Consider the following 18,873-nt stretch of genomic DNA (forward strand, 5'->3'; position numbering starts at 1 on the left):
GTTAGATGTTTTTTGATAATTCTTAAAAACTCTATAATTATCAGTCAATTACAAGTTTTCGAATAGCAATAATTCCAGTTTTATCCAAGACTTTTAGCAAGTATATTCCTTTATTTAATTGAGATAAATCTAAGTCTATTTTTGAAGAATTTTGTCTCACATTAATTTGTTCTACTAACATTCCTAAAACATTAAAAATTTCTATGTTTTTTAGTTTAATATTTTGAATGTTTGACATAGTAATGTTTCCGTTAGAAGGATTAGGATATAGTTTGAATTTTTTAACAAATTCCAAACTATCCGTGCTTAATGTTGAGGAATTGTATGTAAACGTAATAGTAGCCATTCTATTTCCATTTATTGGAAAGCCTGATATTATAGAAATAGGCAATCTTGGAGATGAAACTAAATTATTTGAAGTATAGTTTGTTCCAGAATCTGTTCCAGAATCATAAGCAAAAACATCTACTGTAAAAGTGTCTTTCCAGCCATTATTTATGGCGTTGTTACCAGAACGTAGATTTAAACTATTAATAGCTATAAACCAATCAGGGCTAGGAGCTACCATTGAAACTAAGGTTATTAAAGGAAAATCTTCACTCACTAAAATATTGGTTAATGTTGCAATACTATTGTTAGCTGCTCTTGGAGAAAAACTTTGTTGTAAATATTGATTTGCACTTCCATCTGTAATAGCTTGATTAACTTCATTAATAAAATTTGAAGTATTACCAATTTCTGCAATATTCTTAATACCATTAGTTAAAGGAGCGGTAACATTAAATTCTAAAATATCATTTGGGTTTTTATGAGTAGCTCCAGCAAGAGGCGACCAATGTGGGTCAGGTGGGATAGAAGTGTGATTGGAAGTATTCCAAATAGTTGTAACTGAAATATCATAGTTACTTATACTTTGACTAAAACCAAAAGCGTAAATAAAATAGAATAAAATAAGAGTAATTTTTTTCATAGTTCTATCTCATGAAGATTAACAAACTATTTCTAAGTCGCAATTAATTTATAATACTTTCATTCATAAAAATAATAGTATTTTTATGAACTGAATTTCTTAGAAGAATCAATGTCAACACCAATTAAAATAATTGAATGCCCACGAGACGCCATGCAGGGAATAAAGGATTTTATTCCTACTGAGCAGAAAGTACAGTATATTCAGTCATTGCTAAGAGTTGGTTTTGATACCATTGATTTTGGAAGTTTTGTGTCGCCAAAAGCCATTCCTCAAATGGTAGACACTGCTGAGGTTTTATCACAATTAGATTTGAGTAAAACGACAAGTAAGCTTTTAGCAATTATAGCCAATACAAGAGGCGCCGAAGATGCTTGTAAACATCAAGCAATTGATTATTTAGGTTACCCATTTTCTATATCTGAGAATTTTCAAATGCGTAATACGCATAAAACCATTGCGCAATCTGTTGATACGCTTTCTGAGATTTTAGAAATTGCAAATAAAACCAACAAAGAAGTTGTAGTTTATATTTCAATGGGTTTTGGAAATCCTTATGGCGACCCTTGGAATGTGGATATAGTGGGCGAGTGGACAGAAAAACTTGCCAATATGGGAGTTAAAATTTTATCACTTAGTGATACCGTTGGTACATCAAACTCAGAAAGTATTGATTATTTATTTTCAAACTTAATCCCGAAATACCCAAATATAGAATTTGGAGCACACCTTCATACAACACCAACTACCTGGTTTGAAAAAGTAGATGCTGCTTACAAAGCTGGATGCCATCGCTTTGATGGGGCAATTCAAGGATTTGGTGGTTGCCCTATGGCAAAAGACGAATTAACAGGAAATATGCCTACTGAAAAACTATTATCATACTTCACAACAAATAAAAATAATAGTTTAAATGCACTAAGTTTCGAGAGTGCTTATAATGAAGCTTCTAAGATTTTTAATAACTACCACTAAATAAAAAAGCGCCAAAATAATCAGCGCTCTTTTCTATAAAAAATATGTTTTTGTTAAAACCTTAATTCTAAACCTGCGTAAGCACCAAATGGATGTCCTGGTCTCAATCCAGCAGGTACTCTTGAAACGGCATAAGCTTCATCTAATAAATTGATGATATTTCCAGTTATGCTTAAGTATTTATTGACATGGTATTTACCTGAAAAATCTAAAATAAAATTTGAAGTTACACCATTTTCAACGGTAATATCTTCTGTTCCTGCCAGGGTTCTAAACGCACCATTAAGACGCCCGTTTAAATTTAATTCAAACGATGTGTGTTCTAAAGCAATTGACGTATTAAATTGATGTTTTGCTATGTAAGGGAGCTCATCACCACGAGATACTTCTCCCCATAAATCATCGTCACTACCAAAACTATTTAAAAACTCGGTATCAGTAAAGGTATAGCCAAATGTTACTGGTATATTAAACTGATTATTTTTACTAAGTAAATCGTAATTAAGAAGGAGCTCAATTCCTTTTACGGCAACTTCTCCAGCGTTAAATTGGTCTAAAGAACCCGTGCCGCCAGTGGCCGCTAAATCACTTCCAAGTAGATTGCTATAGTTGTTGTAAAAGGCAACCACATCTCCTCTTAAGCCTTTAAAATTAAATCGAGAGCCTATTTCGTAGTTGATACTTTCTTCAGATTTTTGCCCTGTTGAATTTCCTGGAGGAGAAAATCCTTTATGTATCCCACCATACAAAGAAGTAAACGGATTGAATTTGTAATTAAAACCTATACCAGGAATAAAAACATCTACTTTATTTTCTCTTGTTACTAAATCGGTTCCAGTTCTATTAGAGTCATTTTTACCGAAATCGTCTCTATTAAGTATGATATTTTCGTAACGAATACCCGGAGTTAGAGTAAGTTGACTGTATTTTAATTTGTAAAGTACAGATCCTGCAAAAGCTTTTGCGCTACTTATTCTATTAGCATCATTTCCAGGAGTGCCTTTCGAAGTCAGATTCATTTCACCGTTTATCATGTTGTAACCATCTATCCATTGAAAACGATCTTCTTCATCGTAGTGGTATCTTAAACCAATTTCTAAGTCATGAAATACATTTGCACCAGACCAATGATAATCTATTTTTGTCTGTACACCTTGAGATTTATAGCGTCTGTTATTTGCTTTAAGAATGAGTGCGTCTAGATCAGAATTTACAGTTCCATTCACAATAGCGAAGTGATTTAGATAGTTGTCAGGATTGGCAACTACAGAAGAAATTCCTACTTTGTCACCATTGAAAACAACATCATTAAGTTTGTACCAGTTTCTTGAGAAACCATTGTAATAGGCATCTGTTGTTATTCTGAATTGTTTTGAAAATTCTAGTTCATGACCAATAGTAATTTGAATATGGTCATTGGTCATTTTATCGTTTTGTGAACTTGCGTAACGAGAAAAAGGGTTAATTTCAAAGTCATTTTGAGATAAACCTAGATAGGTTTCGTTTGAAACTTCGTCAGAGTATTGAAATTTTAAATTTACAGCTTGTTTTATCGCAGCATTTGCACTAGAGTTCATTCTAAACTTAGCAACAACATCATTTTTATCGAATCCCGTATTACTTCCGTCAGGTAGATTTTTAAAGCCATCAGAATTAAAATTTAAAAATTCGACAGTATACCCTAGGTTAGTTTTACTATCTCCAATTTTAGCATGAATTTGTCCTGTATTAAAACTACCATAACTAGTTTTTAAAGAACCTTGAAACGAATTTGGAATTTGCGTACTTACTAGATTAATAGCACCACCAGTTGTAAATGGGCCATATTGAATTTGGCTACTTCCTTTTAAAATCTCAACAGCCTGCATTCTTGCCACCGAAGGGAAATAATAAGCTGCAGGAGCACTATACGGGGCAGGAGCTATTAAAATACCATCTTCCATAATAGATATTTTTGCACTACGCTCAGGAGAGGTGCCTCTTAAACTTATGTTTGGTCTTAACCCAAAGCCATCCTCTTCATATATATTTACGCCGGGAACAGATCTTAAAACACGATTAATGTCGGTATGGTTAAATTTTGCTAATTCTTTTGGTGAAATGTAATACGAAGATCCCATTCTGTTCTTTGCTTCATATTTATTTCCAAAAATGACTTGGGTACTTATTAAAACTTCATCAAGCTTCTGAATAGAATCCTTAAGACTTTCTTTTTTTTGTGCAAATAAAACACTAGTAAATAGAAGGATAATTGTAGTAATTTTGGTTCTCATTTTATTTAGACTTATTAAAAATAACATTTATTTCGAGTGTAAAAATATGAATGAATTTTACTTTTACAAAGTTTATTTAGAATAAATATAAATAAAAAAACATAACGTTTTGAAAGTCAAATATTTCTGATAATAAAAATATTTTTTGAAATTCAGTTAGACCTAAAACTATTCTTTATTTTAAATTTTCACTCAGCAATTTTATAGTACTAAGATTACCAATTCGTGTATTTTTTAGTGATAATTTATAATGAGTTTTACAATAAAGAAATTATTTAATTCAACATTTACTCAATATAAATATTAACACTAAAACTTAGATTTTAGTTGTATATTTGCACGCAATTAATATTATAATTGCGACATGACTGCACACGAAAACAAAATAGTTGGAGAAGGATTAACCTACGATGACGTTTTATTAGTTCCAGCTTTTTCTGAAGTACTTCCAAGAGAAGTAAATATTCAAACAAAATTTACACGTAACATAACTATTAATGTACCTATTATATCCGCAGCTATGGATACGGTAACTGAGAGTAAAATGGCGATAGCCATGGCACAAGAAGGTGGTATTGGTGTGTTACATAAAAATATGTCTATAGAAGCTCAAGCACAAAAAGTTAAAAGAGTAAAACGTGCTGAAAGCGGCATGATTATAGACCCTGTTACCTTGCCGCTTACTGCAAAAGTAAAACATGCCAAAAAATATATGGCAGAGTATAGTATTGGTGGAATTCCTATTGTTGATGATGAAGGTACTTTAAAGGGTATTGTAACAAATCGCGATTTACGTTTTGAGCACGATAATAAACGACCAATAACAGAAGTTATGACAAGTGAAAACTTAGTAACTGCCGCCGTTGGAACTTCTTTACAAGATGCTGAAAAGATACTTCAACAATATAAAATAGAAAAATTATTAATTGTTGATGATAATTTTAAATTATCAGGCTTAATAACTTTTAGAGATATTACGAAGCTGAGTCAAAAACCAAATGCTAATAAAGATAAATACGGACGTTTACGAGTTGCTGCAGCCATTGGAGTAACAGCTGATGCCGTAGAAAGAGCTTCTGCTTTAGTAAAATCAGGTGTAGATGCGGTGGTTATTGATACGGCTCACGGACATACAAAAGGCGTAGTTAATGTTCTTAAAGATATTAAATCAAAATTCCCAGAATTAGACGTTATTGTTGGGAATATTGCAACAGGTGCAGCAGCTAAATATTTAGTTGAAGCAGGAGCCGATGCTGTAAAAGTGGGTATTGGTCCGGGTTCTATATGTACAACACGTGTTATTGCAGGAGTAGGGTTTCCTCAATTTTCTGCAGTGCTAGAAGTATCAGCAGCCATAAAAGGCACCGGTGTTCCTGTAATTGCAGATGGAGGTATTCGTTATACAGGTGATATCCCTAAAGCTCTTGCCGCTGGTGCAGATACTGTGATGTTAGGCTCACTTTTAGCAGGAACAAAAGAATCTCCAGGACAAACGATTATTTACGAAGGGAGAAAGTTTAAATCCTACCGAGGGATGGGTTCTGTTGAAGCTATGAAAGAGGGTAGTAAAGACCGTTATTTTCAAGATGTGGAAGACGATATTAAGAAACTAGTACCAGAAGGAATTGTTGGTCGTGTGCCTTACAAAGGCGATTTATACGAAAGCATTCATCAGTTTATTGGTGGTTTAAGAGCGGGAATGGGGTATTGTGGCGCCAAAGATATTGAAACACTAAAAGCAACAGGGCAGTTTGTTAAAATTACGTCTAGCGGAATTAACGAAAGTCACCCACATGATGTTACTATTACTAATGAGTCTCCTAATTATTCTAGGTAATTATTAGATTTAAATTATAAAATGAAAAAGCTACACTAATTTGGTGTAGCTTTTTGTTTGATAGTTTTTAAACTAGTAAGCGTAATTTAGCTAATTATTATATCCTAAGTCTTTTAATTTTATTTCGTAACGGTTTTTCAAAATAATTATAACTCAATCCAGCTATTAGAATCAATATAATCAACCTCACAGTGAAAGTAATTAAAGGGTTTTCATCATGATTAACTCCAAAATATTTTCTCATTCTATAGTTTGATAAAATGGCCCAAATAGGAAATTGAAGAATGTAAATTCCATAACTTATTTCTCCTAAGAATACAAATAAGTTATGAGATACTATTTTAGTAATCCTATCATGGTTAAAAGAAATTAACACGATTAATGGAGCAAAAATTATAGATAATAAACCGTTGTGATAATTTAGTCCTAAAGAAAATTTCAAAATAATTATTAAAAGCCTCAGTAGTAATAGGATTTCTAAACGGAAATTTTTTGTATACTTTTTTTGATATTTCAAAAAGAATAAGCCTGCCAAATTTCCAATTAAAAATGTATTGAAATGCATGATTGGATGATAAAAAATATCCTGCATGTCATAAAAAGTTAGTTCTATGATTTTAAAAACAAAAAGGTGAAATATTAGTTGACTAATAACCCAAAATGAGACAACCCATAACGTAAGTGTTTTAAAATTCGTTTTTGAATACAGGCGATTCATCAATAAGGGAAATAATATATAGAAGAAAAACTCAACAGATAAAGACCACCCCGGTTTATTTAAAGTCATTGCTTTTTCTGGAAACCAAGATTGTATCATAGTTAAGTTTAATGATAAGTCTTTAAAATTTATATCATTGTTAATTGTAACATAGAGAACAAGAATAATTGCAAATAAATAAACAGGATAAATTCTAGCGAGTCTGTTTTGTAAAAACCTTAAAAAAGATATATGCTTTCGATTACCATAAGCAATAATCATAACAAACCCTGAAAGCACAAAAAAATAACTTACACCAACATTTGCTTGTCTAGAAACAAATGAAATGTATTCATTATTAAATAAAAAAGTATCTCTTCCATAATGGAAAACAACAATTAAAATGGCTGCAATAAACCTAGTAAATGTTAATTGTTCAATTCTCAAATTATTTTTTTTACTATTAAAAAATAGATAGAAACTAATGTAGTAGAATTTATTTAAATAAAAAACGAGATGTTGTTTAAATATACATATAAACCATCTCGTTTTTATAATTTGAAAAACAGAATATAGTTTTCTGTTTATTCTACAGTAATATTAAAAACAGCTTGAATATCTGTTTCGCCACCAGCATTTGTAATATCCCCATCACTTACTCCAGCGGCATTTTTATTAGGTTCGTGTCTTAAAGTAATTGTTAATGTTCCAGTTCCTGTTGCAGCACCAGTCGTTACTGTAAATTCTAATCCAACAGGGTTACTGTCGCCATCAAAATCTTCATAAGCAAAAGTTGCAAGGCTGTTAGTTACTTGGAAGAAAAATTGATGCTCATCATCTTCTTCTTCAATTTCTACATTTATAGATTCGGCAGGTGATTCTGTTTCATTTAAAAGCTCAAGTGTTCCATTATAAGTCGTGTTAGCAGCTAAAGCTCCAGATTCAGAAACCACTGGGTCATTTGGTCCATCGCCATCTAAATCTCTTGTTTGTAAAATAATACTAGGACCTACTCCAACAGGTGTTAAAGTAGCTGTTAGTGTTGTGATTACCTCTTCTTCATTTACAGGTTCTGGGTTGTCGTCATCGTTTGAACATGCTGTGAATACTAATGCTGAAATAAATAATATAGATAAATTTTTTAAAGTTTTCATTCTTTGTGTTTTTTAATTATTAATAATTTAATTTTAATTGTAACATAAAATTTCTTCCTAAATCATCGGCAAAATATCTTAATCTATTAAGGTATTCTCTATAAGAAGTATTAAAAATGTTTGTAATATTCAGACCTATATTTAAATCTGTTTTTTTAGAAAGTTTAACCGTAATATCGCTTTCAAAATGAACTAAATGATAGGTTGGAGGTGGTGAACTAATATCTAATAATACCAGTTCTTCTGTGGTTGGAATAAATACCTCAAAATTATTATCAGGAAAAGCATTTTGCTCCAAAACCAACTCACTTTGTAATTCGGCATTAAAATTTAGCCATTTTTTATTTGAGTATCCTATCGAATTAACCGTTTTAAAAGCAGGTATATCGATTAAAGCTTCTTTTTCTGTGAGGTCTCTACCTTTTATAAAAGCTGTTTTATTGTTTAAAAACCATTGCTTATTAAATTTATAATTAGCACTTACATCTAAGCCATATAATAGGGCATCTGTTTGTACATAATCCCAAACCGGAAAAGCACCTCTTATGGTTAATTCTGTTCCTGTGGGTTTAATAAAAATATAATCGTTAATATGATTTAAAAAGCTTTCCAGATTTAAGGATAGTTTCTCATTTTTAAATAAATACGAAGCACCAATACGGTTTGATGTTTCTTGTTTTATACGCAAATCGCCTAATTCTATTCGAGCTGCAGAGTGGTGTAAACCATCACTAAATAATTCGGAAGGATTTGGCGCTCTGTTTGATAGTCCGTAATTAAAAATCACAGAATTATGAGCATTGAATTGATGGGTAATTCCAGCGGAAGCCGAAACATTATGATACGTAAGAACAGGGTTTGTTAATAGTTGTGTCCCTAAGTCGTCAATTACAATATCTGCAAAATCTTCATCGTATCCGCGTTCTTCCCAACGGCTCGTTCTATAAAACTTTTTAGCGTCTATTCTGTTAAAGTCGTAGCGTAAGCCAACATCTAAATTGGTGTTGTCACCTAGTTTAAAATCTGAAACCGCATAAATTCCAAAATCATATTTATCATAATCAGGAATTAATCGCCTTACGCCCGTGTCGGGGTTTGCAAAATTATTCTGTAAACTAGCGTTTACACCAAACTTATAAATAGCATTGGTTTTAGAATCTATTTTTAAATCAGATTTTATGGTATGCGTTTTTAAAGTTAAATCTAGCGCAGGTTTATCTCTATCATCACCAACACGAACATCATATTCAAACCTTTGGTTATTTTGGAAATCGTATTGAACTTCTAAACGACCAAATTTTTTGAAGCGTTTATAAAAATCCGCTTTGATAATTTGATGTGTTACCTCTTGTCTAGGCGCATTTATGTCATAACTAAAATCGTCTTTAACAAATGGTTCTTGACTATTAATAGCATTTACTAAATCTTCAACACTTCCGATATGCGATGCCCTTAAAATGCCTATTTCATTATTTAAGTAGCTGTAAAAAATATTGAACCCTTTTTCGAAAGTTTCAAACCCTGTATTTAGAGATAGCCCTTTTGAGTTCATGCCCGTATTGGTTAAATAATAATCTGGAGTTTCAAAATCGCCAAAGCGTTTATAGGACCCTTGACCAGTTGCATACCATCCTTTTTTCCATGATTTGGTTAATGAAGATGATACATTATAACCGCTTCCATTACTTTGCGCACCTAAAATAGTTTTTCCGTAAAGTGAATCTTTAAGACTAATAGTTTTAGGTTTCAAGACTATAACACCGCCAATAGCATCGCCGCCATAAGCTAAAGCATTTGCACCTTTAATAACGTTTATATGTCCTGCAGAATTTAAATCGATGTTTGGCGCATGCTCAATACCCCATTCTTGATCTTGCAAGCGCACATTATTAGTCATAACAACAATTCGGCTACTATGCAAGCCATTAATTACGGGTTTTACAATGGTGTTTCCGGTATTAATTGATGACACGCCACTTACTTGTTTTAAGGCATCACCAAGACTAAAAGCACTAAAGCGTTCAAGTGTTTTTGTTTTTAACTGAGTTTCTTGAGACGTTTTAGTTAACTTCGGATTTCCACTTGCGTCTATTTTTACTTCATTAAGTTCTTCAATATGATGTTCCATATTAATTTCATATTGAGTATCGCCATTAATTTGAACTTCTATTCTTTTTGTTTCGCATCCTAAATGTGATACTTCAAGAATTAAAAGACCTTTACAGAGATTTTCAATAGTATAGTTTCCCTCAATATTAGATGTAGTATATCTGTCGAGAGTTTCAATATATATGGTGGCACCAGTTATTGCAGAACCATCATGGAAATCACGCACGTTACCAGAAAGCTTGTAATTGCAGTTTTGACCATAGGTAATGTTGAATAAACAACACGCTATAATCATTATATAGTGTTTCATTACTAAATTTTAGTTTAAAAATAAATACTTACTTTAAACTAAAACAGGTGGACCTCTTAAAGAGAAAGATAAAGGCCGATGATTATTAAGAAATTTATATGTTAAATGGTATGTTCGAGTAGGGGATGGAATTTGAAATAATTCATAAAATTCTTCCGATAATTGAAAGTGATGGGTTCTACTAAATTTTTGAAACTCACAATCTAAATCTACTTCATGAATATGCGTAATATCTTCACCTAGGCAAACTTTGTGATTATGATGCTCAAAAACGTGAGCTAATTTTACTGCAGTAGGAACCAATAGTGTTATTACCAACAAAGCAGTTAGTAATCTAAAAACAATATGTTCCTTTATAGGTTTCATTAATCTACAAAACGTTTTAAGCCTAATCTACGAAGCATTTTCTTTTCAAAATTCCAGAAAAATTTGTGTTGCCCAAATAGCCAACCAAAAAACACTAGTAAAAATTGATATACAACAAAAAGAAGAAGAATACGAATAACCCAATAGCCAACACTGCCAAAGTTTTCGGTTGTAATATCTAGAACACTTAATACAGGTTTACCAATGTAAGACGCTGTAGAACCAGTAATGGCAAACACACAAAATATGACTATAATTTGCCAATTATGTTCGATACCCCAACGTTCTTTTAGTTTTTCCAAGATTCCAATTTTATGCAAAAATATTAAAAGCTTTTTAAATTCTAGGAACAAAAGGACCTAATCTTTGATTGTATGTTAATTGAAAGTAAATAAAGTAGTTGTAAAGTACATAATTAACCTCATAACCATAATCGATACCTTGTTGATAATCGATTCGTAACTCATATAGGTTTGTGTTAAATTGTTGAGGTTGCATCACACGTTGATTCCATTCAATAACATACTGCCTATTTCTATTTTCTAAGAATTGTTGTGAGTAAAAGCCTCGTTGTTTAGCCCTACTTGCTAGCCAGAAATTAAAACCAGGTTCGATAATTATAATTTCATACTCTATGTCTTCATTAGCAATTTTAACGGTATCATTCTGTTTTAAACTCTCTAAACGCTCATTCTTATTTGATATTCTTGTTTTTGATGAATTACAGTTAATAATCAAAACAGAGACTAGTAAGATGTAAATTATTTTTTTCATGGGCATTATTTAATTTTTATTTCTTTTTCAGAAGTATAACTAAAGACTTCTTGTGAAAATAGAGAATGAGTTTACTAAGGTTTTTATTGAGTAAAAAGGTTGGCTTTCATAATAAATTTACAAAAACTATACCTAAGATATTAATTTCCAGCTGTTTTTAACAAAAAAGAGCCAAACATAATGTTTAGCTCTGTGTAGAATTAATTATTTAGAATTTTACTTTCCTCCAAAAAGACCACCTAGTAAACCACCAAGTCCGCCTTTTTTACTTGCATTTCCAAGAACCATTCCTGCAACATCATCAATAACACTACCATCGCCATCAGCATCTAAAATAGACTCTAAGAAACTTTGTTCTTTCTCAGCAGAATTTCCACCAAGCATGCCGCCTAATAAATCTCCAATAGCATTGGAAGAACTTACGTTTTGTTGTTTTGCTTGATTTCCTAAAACCCCCATTAAAATTGGTGTAGCAACTTTTAATATGTTAGCAACAGAACCCGCATCTAATCCAGATTTTTCTCCTAATATTTTTTCAACACCATGTTGTTTTGCTCCTAAAACGTGACCTAATATTTTTTCGCCATCTTGTTTTACATTATCCTCAACGCCGCCACCAAACAATCCACCAAGATTATCTAAAATCCTGCCATCGTGTTTCCCTTGTATAGCTCCCATAAGTCCTTCTGCACCTTGCGGTGTTGAAGCATTACGTTGCATAGCTTTCATTAAAACAGGCAAAGCCATTGTTAATACGCTGCTTGTTTTATTTGTATCGTTTCCTGTTGAACCTGCTACTCCGCTTATTATTGTTTTTCCTAAGTCACTGCTTAGTAAATCTAAAATTCCTGCCATGTGTATTTATTGTATGAATTAATTAATAAAGATTTATAAAATTGGAAGTTTAATGTACAAAAAAAAGTCCCAACTTATATAGTTAGGACTCAATAATTCTATTTTGGTCACAATTTGTTTTATACTATCCTAAGATACTTATAATTTGTGATGCTAATTCTGTACCAATTCTGTCTTGCGCTTCGTTAGTTGCTGCTCCAGTATGCGGGGTTAACGATAAGGCAGGATTCATTAATAATTGCATTTCTGGTTTTGGCTCTTTTTCAAAAACATCAAGAGCAGCTCTTGCTACTTTTCCGCTTTCAATAGCTTTGACTAGTGCAATTTCATTAAGAACACCTCCACGAGCTGCGTTAGCTAAAATCACACCATCTTTCATCATGTTAAATTCTGCTTCATCAATAACATAATCTTTTTGAGCAGGAACATGAAGTGTAATAAAATCTGATTGTTTTAAAACCTCTTCTTTTGAAATGGTTTTTATCTCAAAGTTTACAGTTTGTCCATCGAAAAAATCTAATTCTAAATGAGCTGTTTCTAAAAATGGATCAAATGCAACAACTTTCATTCCAGCACCAAGAGCTACTTTTGCTGTAGCTTGACCAATACGACCAAAGCCTAAAACACCTAAAGTTTTACCTTTTAATTCAGTACCTTTAGCATAAGCTTTCTTTAAGCCTTTAAAGTTACTATCACCTTCAAGAGGCATATCTCTATTTGCGTTATGTAAATAACGTGCTAATCCGTATAAGTGGCCAAACACCAATTCTGCAACAGAGTGTGAAGATGCTGCAGGTGTATTAATAACTTTTTTACCTTGCTCTCTTGCATATTCAACATCTATATTATCCATACCTACACCACCACGACCAATAATTTTAAGTCCTGGACATGCATCAATTAAATCTTTACGCACGGTAGTTGCGCTACGTACTAATAAAACTGTGATATCTTTTTCGTTGATGTAATTAATTAATTGTTCTTGAGCTACTGTGGTTGTGCTTACTTCATAACCACCTTTTTCTAGGGCATCAATACCGCTTTGAGAAATTCCGTCGTTTGCTAATACTTTCATTATCTATGTTAAAAGTTAAAAGTTAAAAGTTAAAAAAAGTTAAAAGTTCTTAGAACGATTAATTATTCAACTTTAAATTAATTTTTTATTTTTTAAGTTTGTGTAAGTCCCTGAAAACTGCGACTGATTACTACAAACTATTTTTACGCTTTACTTTCTAATTCACTCATTACTTCAACTAAAACCTTTACACTATCTAAAGGCATAGCATTATACATTGAAGCTCTATAACCTCCAACACTTCTGTGTCCGTTTACACCACTAATACCAGCTTCTTTTAGCATAGATTCAAAAGTGTCTTTTAAGTTTTCGTTCTCAAGAGTAAAGGTTGCATTCATGTCTGACCTATCTTCTTTAGCAGCGAAGCCTTTAAATAATGGGTTTAAATCTATTTCAGAATACATCAAACGAGATTTCTTTTCGTTTTCTTTTTCAATAGCTTTGATACCACCTAAACCTTTCAACCACTCCAGAGTTAACATAGATGTGTAAATAGGAAATACAGGAGGTGTATTAAACATGCTACCTTTACTGATGTGAATTTTATAATCCATCATTGATGGAATTTTACGAGACACTTTACCTAAAATATCTTCTCTAACAACCACTAAAGTAGTTCCTGAAGGTCCCATATTTTTTTGAGCCCCAGCATAAATTAAACCAAACTGTGTAAAATCAAGTGTGCGAGAAAAAATATCACTACTCATATCGCAAACCAAAGGGATATCACATTTTGGGAAATCTTTAATTTGAGTACCGTAAATCGTGTTGTTTGATGTTACGTGTAAGTAATCATAATCAGAAGGCACATCATAGCCTTTGGGAATATAATTATAGTTAGCATCTTTTGAAGAACCTACTTCATAAATATCATCATAAATTTTAGCTTCTTTAATGGCTTTATCTGCCCATGCACCAGAATTTAAATACCCAGCTCTTTTTTCTAAAAGATTTAAAGCAACCATTAAAAACTGCGTACTTGCACCACCTTGTAAAAACAAAGCTTTATAGCCTTTACCTTCAAGACCAAGTAACTCTAAAGCCAAAGCTCTAGCATTTTCCATGATGTCAACAAAAGCTTTGCTTCTGTGAGATATTTCAATTAAAGATAAACCACTGTCATCTAAATCTACAACTGCTTGAGAAGCTTTTATTAATACTTCTGGTGGTAAAATTGATGGTCCTGCACTAAAGTTATGTTTTTTCATTTTTGTAGTAAAATTTAAAGATGCAAAGTTCCTAATTTATTAAGGATTTATTGTTAAGAATTCAATAATTTTTTAGTCAAATTGATAATAAAAATTTAATAGAATCCACATCATCCGCATAATCCCAAAGTTGAGGTTTTTGAGTGTCTCCAAATGCAATTTCTTTTTTAGAAAACCCACTTGAAACAATACATTGAATTTGGTCTTTTTTAATTTCTAAAATGTTTTTTATTTCGGATTCGTTTTCATAATATTCATAGAAGAGTGTTGCTATTGGCGAAGCGAAACTTTCATCTTCTTTAATCATGAAGAAGCCATTTTCAAGCATATCAAATTCGCTCATTAAGTATACGGCTTTGTTGTAGTCGTAATTATTGGCATATTTTGCTTTTTCAACAATTGGATGCCAATGGTAAATGGATTCAAAAAAAGCGTCAAATTTATAACCTTTAGGCACAAAGAGTTTTGATACGTTTCTGCACCCTAATCCGTAGTATCTAAAAATATCTTCTGAAAGATTTTTTAATTCGGCAGGCGTTTCATCTCCTGTTAAAACAGCAACCGAATTTCTGTTATTTCTAATAATGGAAGGTTTATTTTTAAAATAGTATTCAAAATAACGTGCTGTATTATTACTTCCTGTAGCTATTACAGCATCAAAACCTTCAATTTTAGCTTCAGTAAATATTATATTCCCTTTAAACTTTGGTTCTACATATTCCAGATATTTTGCTAAATAGGGCAGAAGGTGTTTGTCATTTGAGGATTGTTTTACCAATACGTTATGACCAGAAATTAGTACCGATAAAAAATCATGAAATCCAACTAAAGGAATATTTCCTGCCATAATTATAGCCACCTGTTTTGAATCTATATTGTCAAAGCTATAAGGGGCTAGCCAAGTGTTTAAATTATTAAAAGTTAAAGCATCAGACCAAGATTTAAAAGCGAATTTAATAGTCTCTTCAGTAAACCAACCATTGGACTCTTCGGCTAGTTTTAGCTGATGTGTAAACCCATCGAAGAATATTTCGTTATGTTCGATATTATCCGCTTTTTGAGTAACTTCATTAGAAAATTGCCTTAAAAAATCTCCTAATTTTACAAAAGCGTTAATTCTTTCTTGTAATTGCATCCTGAATTTGGTTATGAATGGTTTTGGCTTTATTTTTGCAATTGCAAATTTAAGGATTCTGTACAGAGTTCTAGAATTTTAAAAGATAAAAAATTACTATGGCAATTATAATAACAGACGAATGTATAAATTGTGGTGCTTGCGAACCTGAGTGTCCAAATACTGCAATATATGAAGGTGCCGACGATTGGCGCTATAAAGATGGTACTAGTTTAGATGGTACCGTAGTATTAAATAATGGTAAAGAGGTTGATGCTGATGAAGCACAAGAACCTATAAGTGATGAGCTTTACTATATTGTTCCAGATAAATGTACCGAATGTAAAGGATTTCATGACGAACCACAATGTGCTGCTGTTTGTCCGGTAGATTGTTGTGTGCCTGATGAAGATGTTGTTGAAACTGAGGAAGAGCTTTTAGCGAAGCAAAAATTTATGCATCCAGACGGGTAGTCGATTCTATCATCGATATTTTAATAATAAATGAATCCTGAGCTTTGGCTTGGGATTTTTTTTTTGTTTATAACTTTTTTTGAATTTGACTTTAGAATACTTGATATTTTGGTAAGAAAATTCGAATTTCGCTTATCGAACGATATAGTTCATTAAAACGCAACCATATCTAATTGTTGGCAAACATTCCTCGCATCAAAGTTGCCGATTAATCTCTATTGCAAACGACAAATGGGGAAGGTGAAAATGTGATGAAAATGACAAATTTGATAAGAATATAAACAACTGATAATAACTACAAAAAGTGATGTTAGTCAGGTAAAAAACACAACAACATGAATAGAAGAAAGTTTTTGAATTCTATAGCTGCCACTTCAGCAATAACAGCCATAAATCCACTTGCATTTGCACAAAATAAAGTTCCTGCATTAAATCGTAGAAATGAAAAATTATTAAGTTGCTATTACTTTCGTGCACATATGTATACAATGGTTCCAAGACATGTTAGGGAAGATTTAAAATGGATGGCAGATCATGGAACTGATGCAATAGATTTAGCAATTTTAGAACAAGACATGTTTGCAGCTGTTGAAAATATTGACATTATTGCAAACGAAGCTGAGAAACTAGGTATGAAACTATTTATTGTACCTTCAAGATGGGCTGGGTTAGTGGCTGGAGCTCCTAAAGTTCCAAGTTTATTTGCTGTACACAATCCACATACCTGGTTGATGCATACTGATGGAAAGCCTTCATATTCAGAGGTTAGTGGCGTTAATTGCAGTATCTTCTATCCCGAAGTTGCCGATTTTTTTAAATCCTCCCTTGAAAAAGCTATAGATCTATGGAATATTAAAGGTATTATTTGGGATGAACCTAAAATTTATGACTTTGTGGATCATTCGGAAGCTGCAATTAAAAAACTTGGAAAGAATGCTCCTAAAGAATTATATAATCAAGCATTCACTGATTTTTGGTCTGAGATAAATACTCATATCAAAGAAAAATATCCTGAAATTCAAACACACATGTTTCTCTATTCAGAAATGAATCAAAAAGTACTAGAAAACGCAGCAACGATTAAAAATCTTGATTATTTTGGATGTGATGGTAGACCTTGGAGTGCAGATGATTCTGGGAAAAACGAAGGAGGACATCAAGAAGGATTAGCAAAAACCCTATTAGGAGCAGGTGAAAGATTTCTTCCGGTAGCGAAAAAGAATAATAAAAAATCGTTATGGCTGGTTGAAAATCACAACATGCTTGATAAAGATGTTGCTTTGATGGATAAACGTTTTCCTGAAATCCTTAACAAAGATGTTGACCATTTGATTTATTATTATTATCCAAGAAATCTTGAAAATCCTGAGAATAACATGAGAGTCATTGGAAAACACATCTCAAACTTCAAATAACGTAATATGAAGGATTTATATAAAAAGTGCTGTAATATATATTAAAACAGATTACCTTAATTAACGTGTGCTAATCGAGTAGACGGCTTTCCCCATAATTGAGGAGAGTCCGCCTCTCACACCACCGTGCGTACGGGTCTCGTATACGGCGGTTCACCAAATTGAAGTTTGCGTATTATTAATGTAATCTAACAAAGGTTTATACCCTTTTCGTTTAAGGATTCCTGTTCGTCAGTACCGAGTTTTGTAGTTTCGCTTCCTTTACTCAATGTCTCACGACAAACGAGCTTGCGACTTACTAATGGTTCGAAGCGTTACCTCCGCCCATAAGGGACTTGCACCCTATAGATTAATTATTTACCTTTCGGTAAAATAAAAGATGCCCATGCTGGGCACACACAACGTGTATAATTAATTGCGGCTTATTGCTTAATAAAAGGTCAGTGCTTTTAATAAAAGTCAGTGCCAAACTGAAAGTGAAGAGCTTTTTAACCCGCTACTTCTCATACACGAAAACCGTTGTGCTTCATACTGACAAAAAATCGAACTAAATCATATTTTTTGTACATTTGATTAAAAAAAATTTTAAAATGGATATTCGAACAACAAAACTTGAACTACTTAAAACAATTTTGGAGACAGAAAATAATGATTTTATCCAAAGAGTAGCTGACTTTGTGAAAAAAGAAAAAGTCGATTTTTGGGACGAATTGACTCTAACTGAACAAACCGAAATAAAACAAGGTATTGAGGAATTGGATAACGGAAAAAGGGTTTCCTATGAGTCATTCTTAAAGAAAATTTCTTAATGAAAGTATTCTTATCCGAACTTGCCGAATCAAAACTTCTAAAACTATCTCAATATTTACTCGAAGAGTGGAATTTAAAAACTCGTGACAAGTTTATCTCAAAACTGGACGATAAAATCAAACAAATATCAAATCAACCTGATAATTGTCCGAAATCATCGGAATTTAAAAATCTTTATAAATGTGTTGTAACTAAGCAAACAACTTTCTTCTACCGAATAATAGCTGAACGAAAAGAAATAGAAATAATTACAATTTTTGACACCCGACAAAATCCTGATAAATTAAAAAAAGAAATCGATTAAAAAGTACGAAAACACAATCGAGTAGACGGCTCTCCTCATAATTGAGGAGAGTGCGCCTCTCACACCACCGTACGTACGGGTCTCGTATACGGCGGTTCACCAAATTGAAGTTTGCGTATTATTAATGTAATCTAACAAAGGTTTATACCCTTTT

Annotated in this window: 18 protein-coding genes; 6 read left to right on the forward strand and 12 right to left on the reverse strand. The window is 32.3% G+C overall.

Features of this window, described 5'->3' with window-relative positions; genetic code table 11:
* Window positions 1-40 precede the first annotated feature (40 nt).
* Window positions 41-970, reverse strand: a complete 930-nt coding sequence (locus P8K68_RS06805) for a spondin domain-containing protein (RefSeq protein ID WP_300248942.1) — start codon at window positions 968-970, stop codon at window positions 41-43.
* A gap of 111 nt (window positions 971-1,081) precedes the next feature.
* On the opposite strand from P8K68_RS06805, the gene P8K68_RS06810 reads away from it, so the two are divergent.
* Window positions 1,082-1,945, forward strand: a complete 864-nt coding sequence (locus P8K68_RS06810; RefSeq protein WP_300248943.1) for a hydroxymethylglutaryl-CoA lyase — start codon at window positions 1,082-1,084, stop codon at window positions 1,943-1,945.
* Between the two features lie 53 nt (window positions 1,946-1,998).
* On the opposite strand, the gene P8K68_RS06815 is transcribed toward P8K68_RS06810, so the two are convergent.
* The gene (locus P8K68_RS06815; RefSeq protein ID WP_300248944.1) at window positions 1,999-4,218 is read right to left on the reverse strand and encodes a TonB-dependent receptor; all 2,220 of its coding nucleotides are present in this window, start codon (window positions 4,216-4,218) and stop codon (window positions 1,999-2,001) included.
* Between the two features lie 364 nt (window positions 4,219-4,582).
* Here P8K68_RS06815 and guaB point away from each other — a divergent pair, with 364 nt between their 5' ends.
* Window positions 4,583-6,055, forward strand: coding sequence for an IMP dehydrogenase (gene guaB, locus P8K68_RS06820; RefSeq protein WP_300248945.1), 1,473 nt, complete (start codon window positions 4,583-4,585; stop codon window positions 6,053-6,055).
* A 97-nt stretch (window positions 6,056-6,152) separates the two neighbouring features.
* Here the strand turns inward: guaB and P8K68_RS06825 are convergent, their stop codons facing one another.
* The 10 genes from P8K68_RS06825 to P8K68_RS06870 all read right to left on the reverse strand — a co-directional run bounded on the left by P8K68_RS06825 (window position 6,153) and on the right by P8K68_RS06870 (window position 15,738).
* Window positions 6,153-7,199, reverse strand: coding sequence for an acyltransferase (locus P8K68_RS06825; protein ID WP_300248946.1), 1,047 nt, complete (start codon window positions 7,197-7,199; stop codon window positions 6,153-6,155).
* Window positions 7,200-7,336: 137 nt separating this feature from the next.
* Window positions 7,337-7,906 carry a type 1 periplasmic binding fold superfamily protein gene (locus P8K68_RS06830; protein WP_300248947.1) on the reverse strand — a complete coding sequence of 190 codons (570 nt, stop codon included), beginning with the start codon at window positions 7,904-7,906 and terminating at the stop codon, window positions 7,337-7,339.
* Window positions 7,907-7,925: 19 nt separating this feature from the next.
* Complete coding sequence (locus tag P8K68_RS06835; RefSeq protein ID WP_300248948.1) at window positions 7,926-10,325, reverse strand: TonB-dependent receptor; 2,400 nt, start codon at window positions 10,323-10,325, stop codon at window positions 7,926-7,928.
* Window positions 10,326-10,358: 33 nt separating this feature from the next.
* The gene (locus tag P8K68_RS06840; RefSeq protein ID WP_300248949.1) at window positions 10,359-10,691 is read right to left on the reverse strand and encodes a hypothetical protein; all 333 of its coding nucleotides are present in this window, start codon (window positions 10,689-10,691) and stop codon (window positions 10,359-10,361) included.
* Complete coding sequence (locus P8K68_RS06845; RefSeq protein ID WP_300248950.1) at window positions 10,691-10,993, reverse strand: DUF6787 family protein; 303 nt, start codon at window positions 10,991-10,993, stop codon at window positions 10,691-10,693. Before P8K68_RS06845 ends, P8K68_RS06840 begins: the two co-directional genes overlap by 1 nt.
* Window positions 10,994-11,027: 34 nt before the next feature.
* On the reverse strand, window positions 11,028-11,465 hold the full coding sequence (locus P8K68_RS06850; protein ID WP_300248951.1) for a DUF6146 family protein: 438 nt from the start codon (window positions 11,463-11,465) through the stop codon (window positions 11,028-11,030).
* 216 nt (window positions 11,466-11,681) lie between these two features.
* Window positions 11,682-12,320 carry a DUF937 domain-containing protein gene (locus P8K68_RS06855; RefSeq protein WP_300248952.1) on the reverse strand — a complete coding sequence of 213 codons (639 nt, stop codon included), beginning with the start codon at window positions 12,318-12,320 and terminating at the stop codon, window positions 11,682-11,684.
* A gap of 124 nt (window positions 12,321-12,444) precedes the next feature.
* Complete coding sequence (locus P8K68_RS06860; RefSeq protein WP_300248953.1) at window positions 12,445-13,395, reverse strand: D-2-hydroxyacid dehydrogenase; 951 nt, start codon at window positions 13,393-13,395, stop codon at window positions 12,445-12,447.
* 143 nt (window positions 13,396-13,538) lie between these two features.
* Window positions 13,539-14,603, reverse strand: a complete 1,065-nt coding sequence (serC, locus tag P8K68_RS06865) for a 3-phosphoserine/phosphohydroxythreonine transaminase (RefSeq protein ID WP_300248954.1) — start codon at window positions 14,601-14,603, stop codon at window positions 13,539-13,541.
* A gap of 76 nt (window positions 14,604-14,679) precedes the next feature.
* A complete protein-coding gene (locus P8K68_RS06870) occupies window positions 14,680-15,738 on the reverse strand; it encodes an acyl-CoA reductase (RefSeq protein WP_300248955.1) in 1,059 nt (352 codons plus the stop codon).
* A 98-nt stretch (window positions 15,739-15,836) separates the two neighbouring features.
* On the opposite strand from P8K68_RS06870, the gene P8K68_RS06875 reads away from it, so the two are divergent.
* From P8K68_RS06875 to P8K68_RS06890, 4 genes are all read left to right on the forward strand, one after another.
* On the forward strand, window positions 15,837-16,190 hold the full coding sequence (locus P8K68_RS06875; protein WP_300248956.1) for a 4Fe-4S dicluster domain-containing protein: 354 nt from the start codon (window positions 15,837-15,839) through the stop codon (window positions 16,188-16,190).
* A gap of 335 nt (window positions 16,191-16,525) precedes the next feature.
* Complete coding sequence (locus tag P8K68_RS06880; RefSeq protein ID WP_300248957.1) at window positions 16,526-17,605, forward strand: hypothetical protein; 1,080 nt, start codon at window positions 16,526-16,528, stop codon at window positions 17,603-17,605.
* A gap of 590 nt (window positions 17,606-18,195) precedes the next feature.
* A complete protein-coding gene (locus tag P8K68_RS06885; RefSeq protein WP_300248958.1) occupies window positions 18,196-18,414 on the forward strand; it encodes a hypothetical protein in 219 nt (72 codons plus the stop codon).
* Entirely contained in the window at window positions 18,414-18,719 is a 306-nt protein-coding gene (locus P8K68_RS06890) for a type II toxin-antitoxin system RelE/ParE family toxin (RefSeq protein ID WP_300248959.1), read from the forward strand. Before P8K68_RS06885 ends, P8K68_RS06890 begins: the two co-directional genes overlap by 1 nt.
* The last annotated feature ends 154 nt before the right edge of the window (window positions 18,720-18,873 follow it).

It is taken from the genome of Algibacter sp., assembly GCF_029245835.1.
Taxonomy (GTDB): domain Bacteria; phylum Bacteroidota; class Bacteroidia; order Flavobacteriales; family Flavobacteriaceae; genus Algibacter_B.

Coding starts and splice junctions, on each gene's coding strand:
- P8K68_RS06805 (WP_300248942.1), bottom strand. CDS start 970: ATGAAAAAAATTACTCTTATTTTATTCTATTTTATTTACGCTTTTGGT.
- P8K68_RS06810 (WP_300248943.1), top strand. CDS start 1,082: ATGTCAACACCAATTAAAATAATTGAATGCCCACGAGACGCCATGCAG.
- P8K68_RS06815 (WP_300248944.1), bottom strand. CDS start 4,218: ATGAGAACCAAAATTACTACAATTATCCTTCTATTTACTAGTGTTTTA.
- guaB (WP_300248945.1), top strand. CDS start 4,583: ATGACTGCACACGAAAACAAAATAGTTGGAGAAGGATTAACCTACGAT.
- P8K68_RS06830 (WP_300248947.1), bottom strand. CDS start 7,906: ATGAAAACTTTAAAAAATTTATCTATATTATTTATTTCAGCATTAGTA.
- P8K68_RS06835 (WP_300248948.1), bottom strand. CDS start 10,325: ATGAAACACTATATAATGATTATAGCGTGTTGTTTATTCAACATTACC.
- P8K68_RS06840 (WP_300248949.1), bottom strand. CDS start 10,691: ATGAAACCTATAAAGGAACATATTGTTTTTAGATTACTAACTGCTTTG.
- P8K68_RS06850 (WP_300248951.1), bottom strand. CDS start 11,465: ATGAAAAAAATAATTTACATCTTACTAGTCTCTGTTTTGATTATTAAC.
- P8K68_RS06855 (WP_300248952.1), bottom strand. CDS start 12,320: ATGGCAGGAATTTTAGATTTACTAAGCAGTGACTTAGGAAAAACAATA.
- P8K68_RS06860 (WP_300248953.1), bottom strand. CDS start 13,395: ATGAAAGTATTAGCAAACGACGGAATTTCTCAAAGCGGTATTGATGCC.
- serC (WP_300248954.1), bottom strand. CDS start 14,603: ATGAAAAAACATAACTTTAGTGCAGGACCATCAATTTTACCACCAGAA.
- P8K68_RS06870 (WP_300248955.1), bottom strand. CDS start 15,738: ATGCAATTACAAGAAAGAATTAACGCTTTTGTAAAATTAGGAGATTTT.
- P8K68_RS06875 (WP_300248956.1), top strand. CDS start 15,837: ATGGCAATTATAATAACAGACGAATGTATAAATTGTGGTGCTTGCGAA.
- P8K68_RS06880 (WP_300248957.1), top strand. CDS start 16,526: ATGAATAGAAGAAAGTTTTTGAATTCTATAGCTGCCACTTCAGCAATA.
- P8K68_RS06885 (WP_300248958.1), top strand. CDS start 18,196: ATGGATATTCGAACAACAAAACTTGAACTACTTAAAACAATTTTGGAG.
- P8K68_RS06890 (WP_300248959.1), top strand. CDS start 18,414: ATGAAAGTATTCTTATCCGAACTTGCCGAATCAAAACTTCTAAAACTA.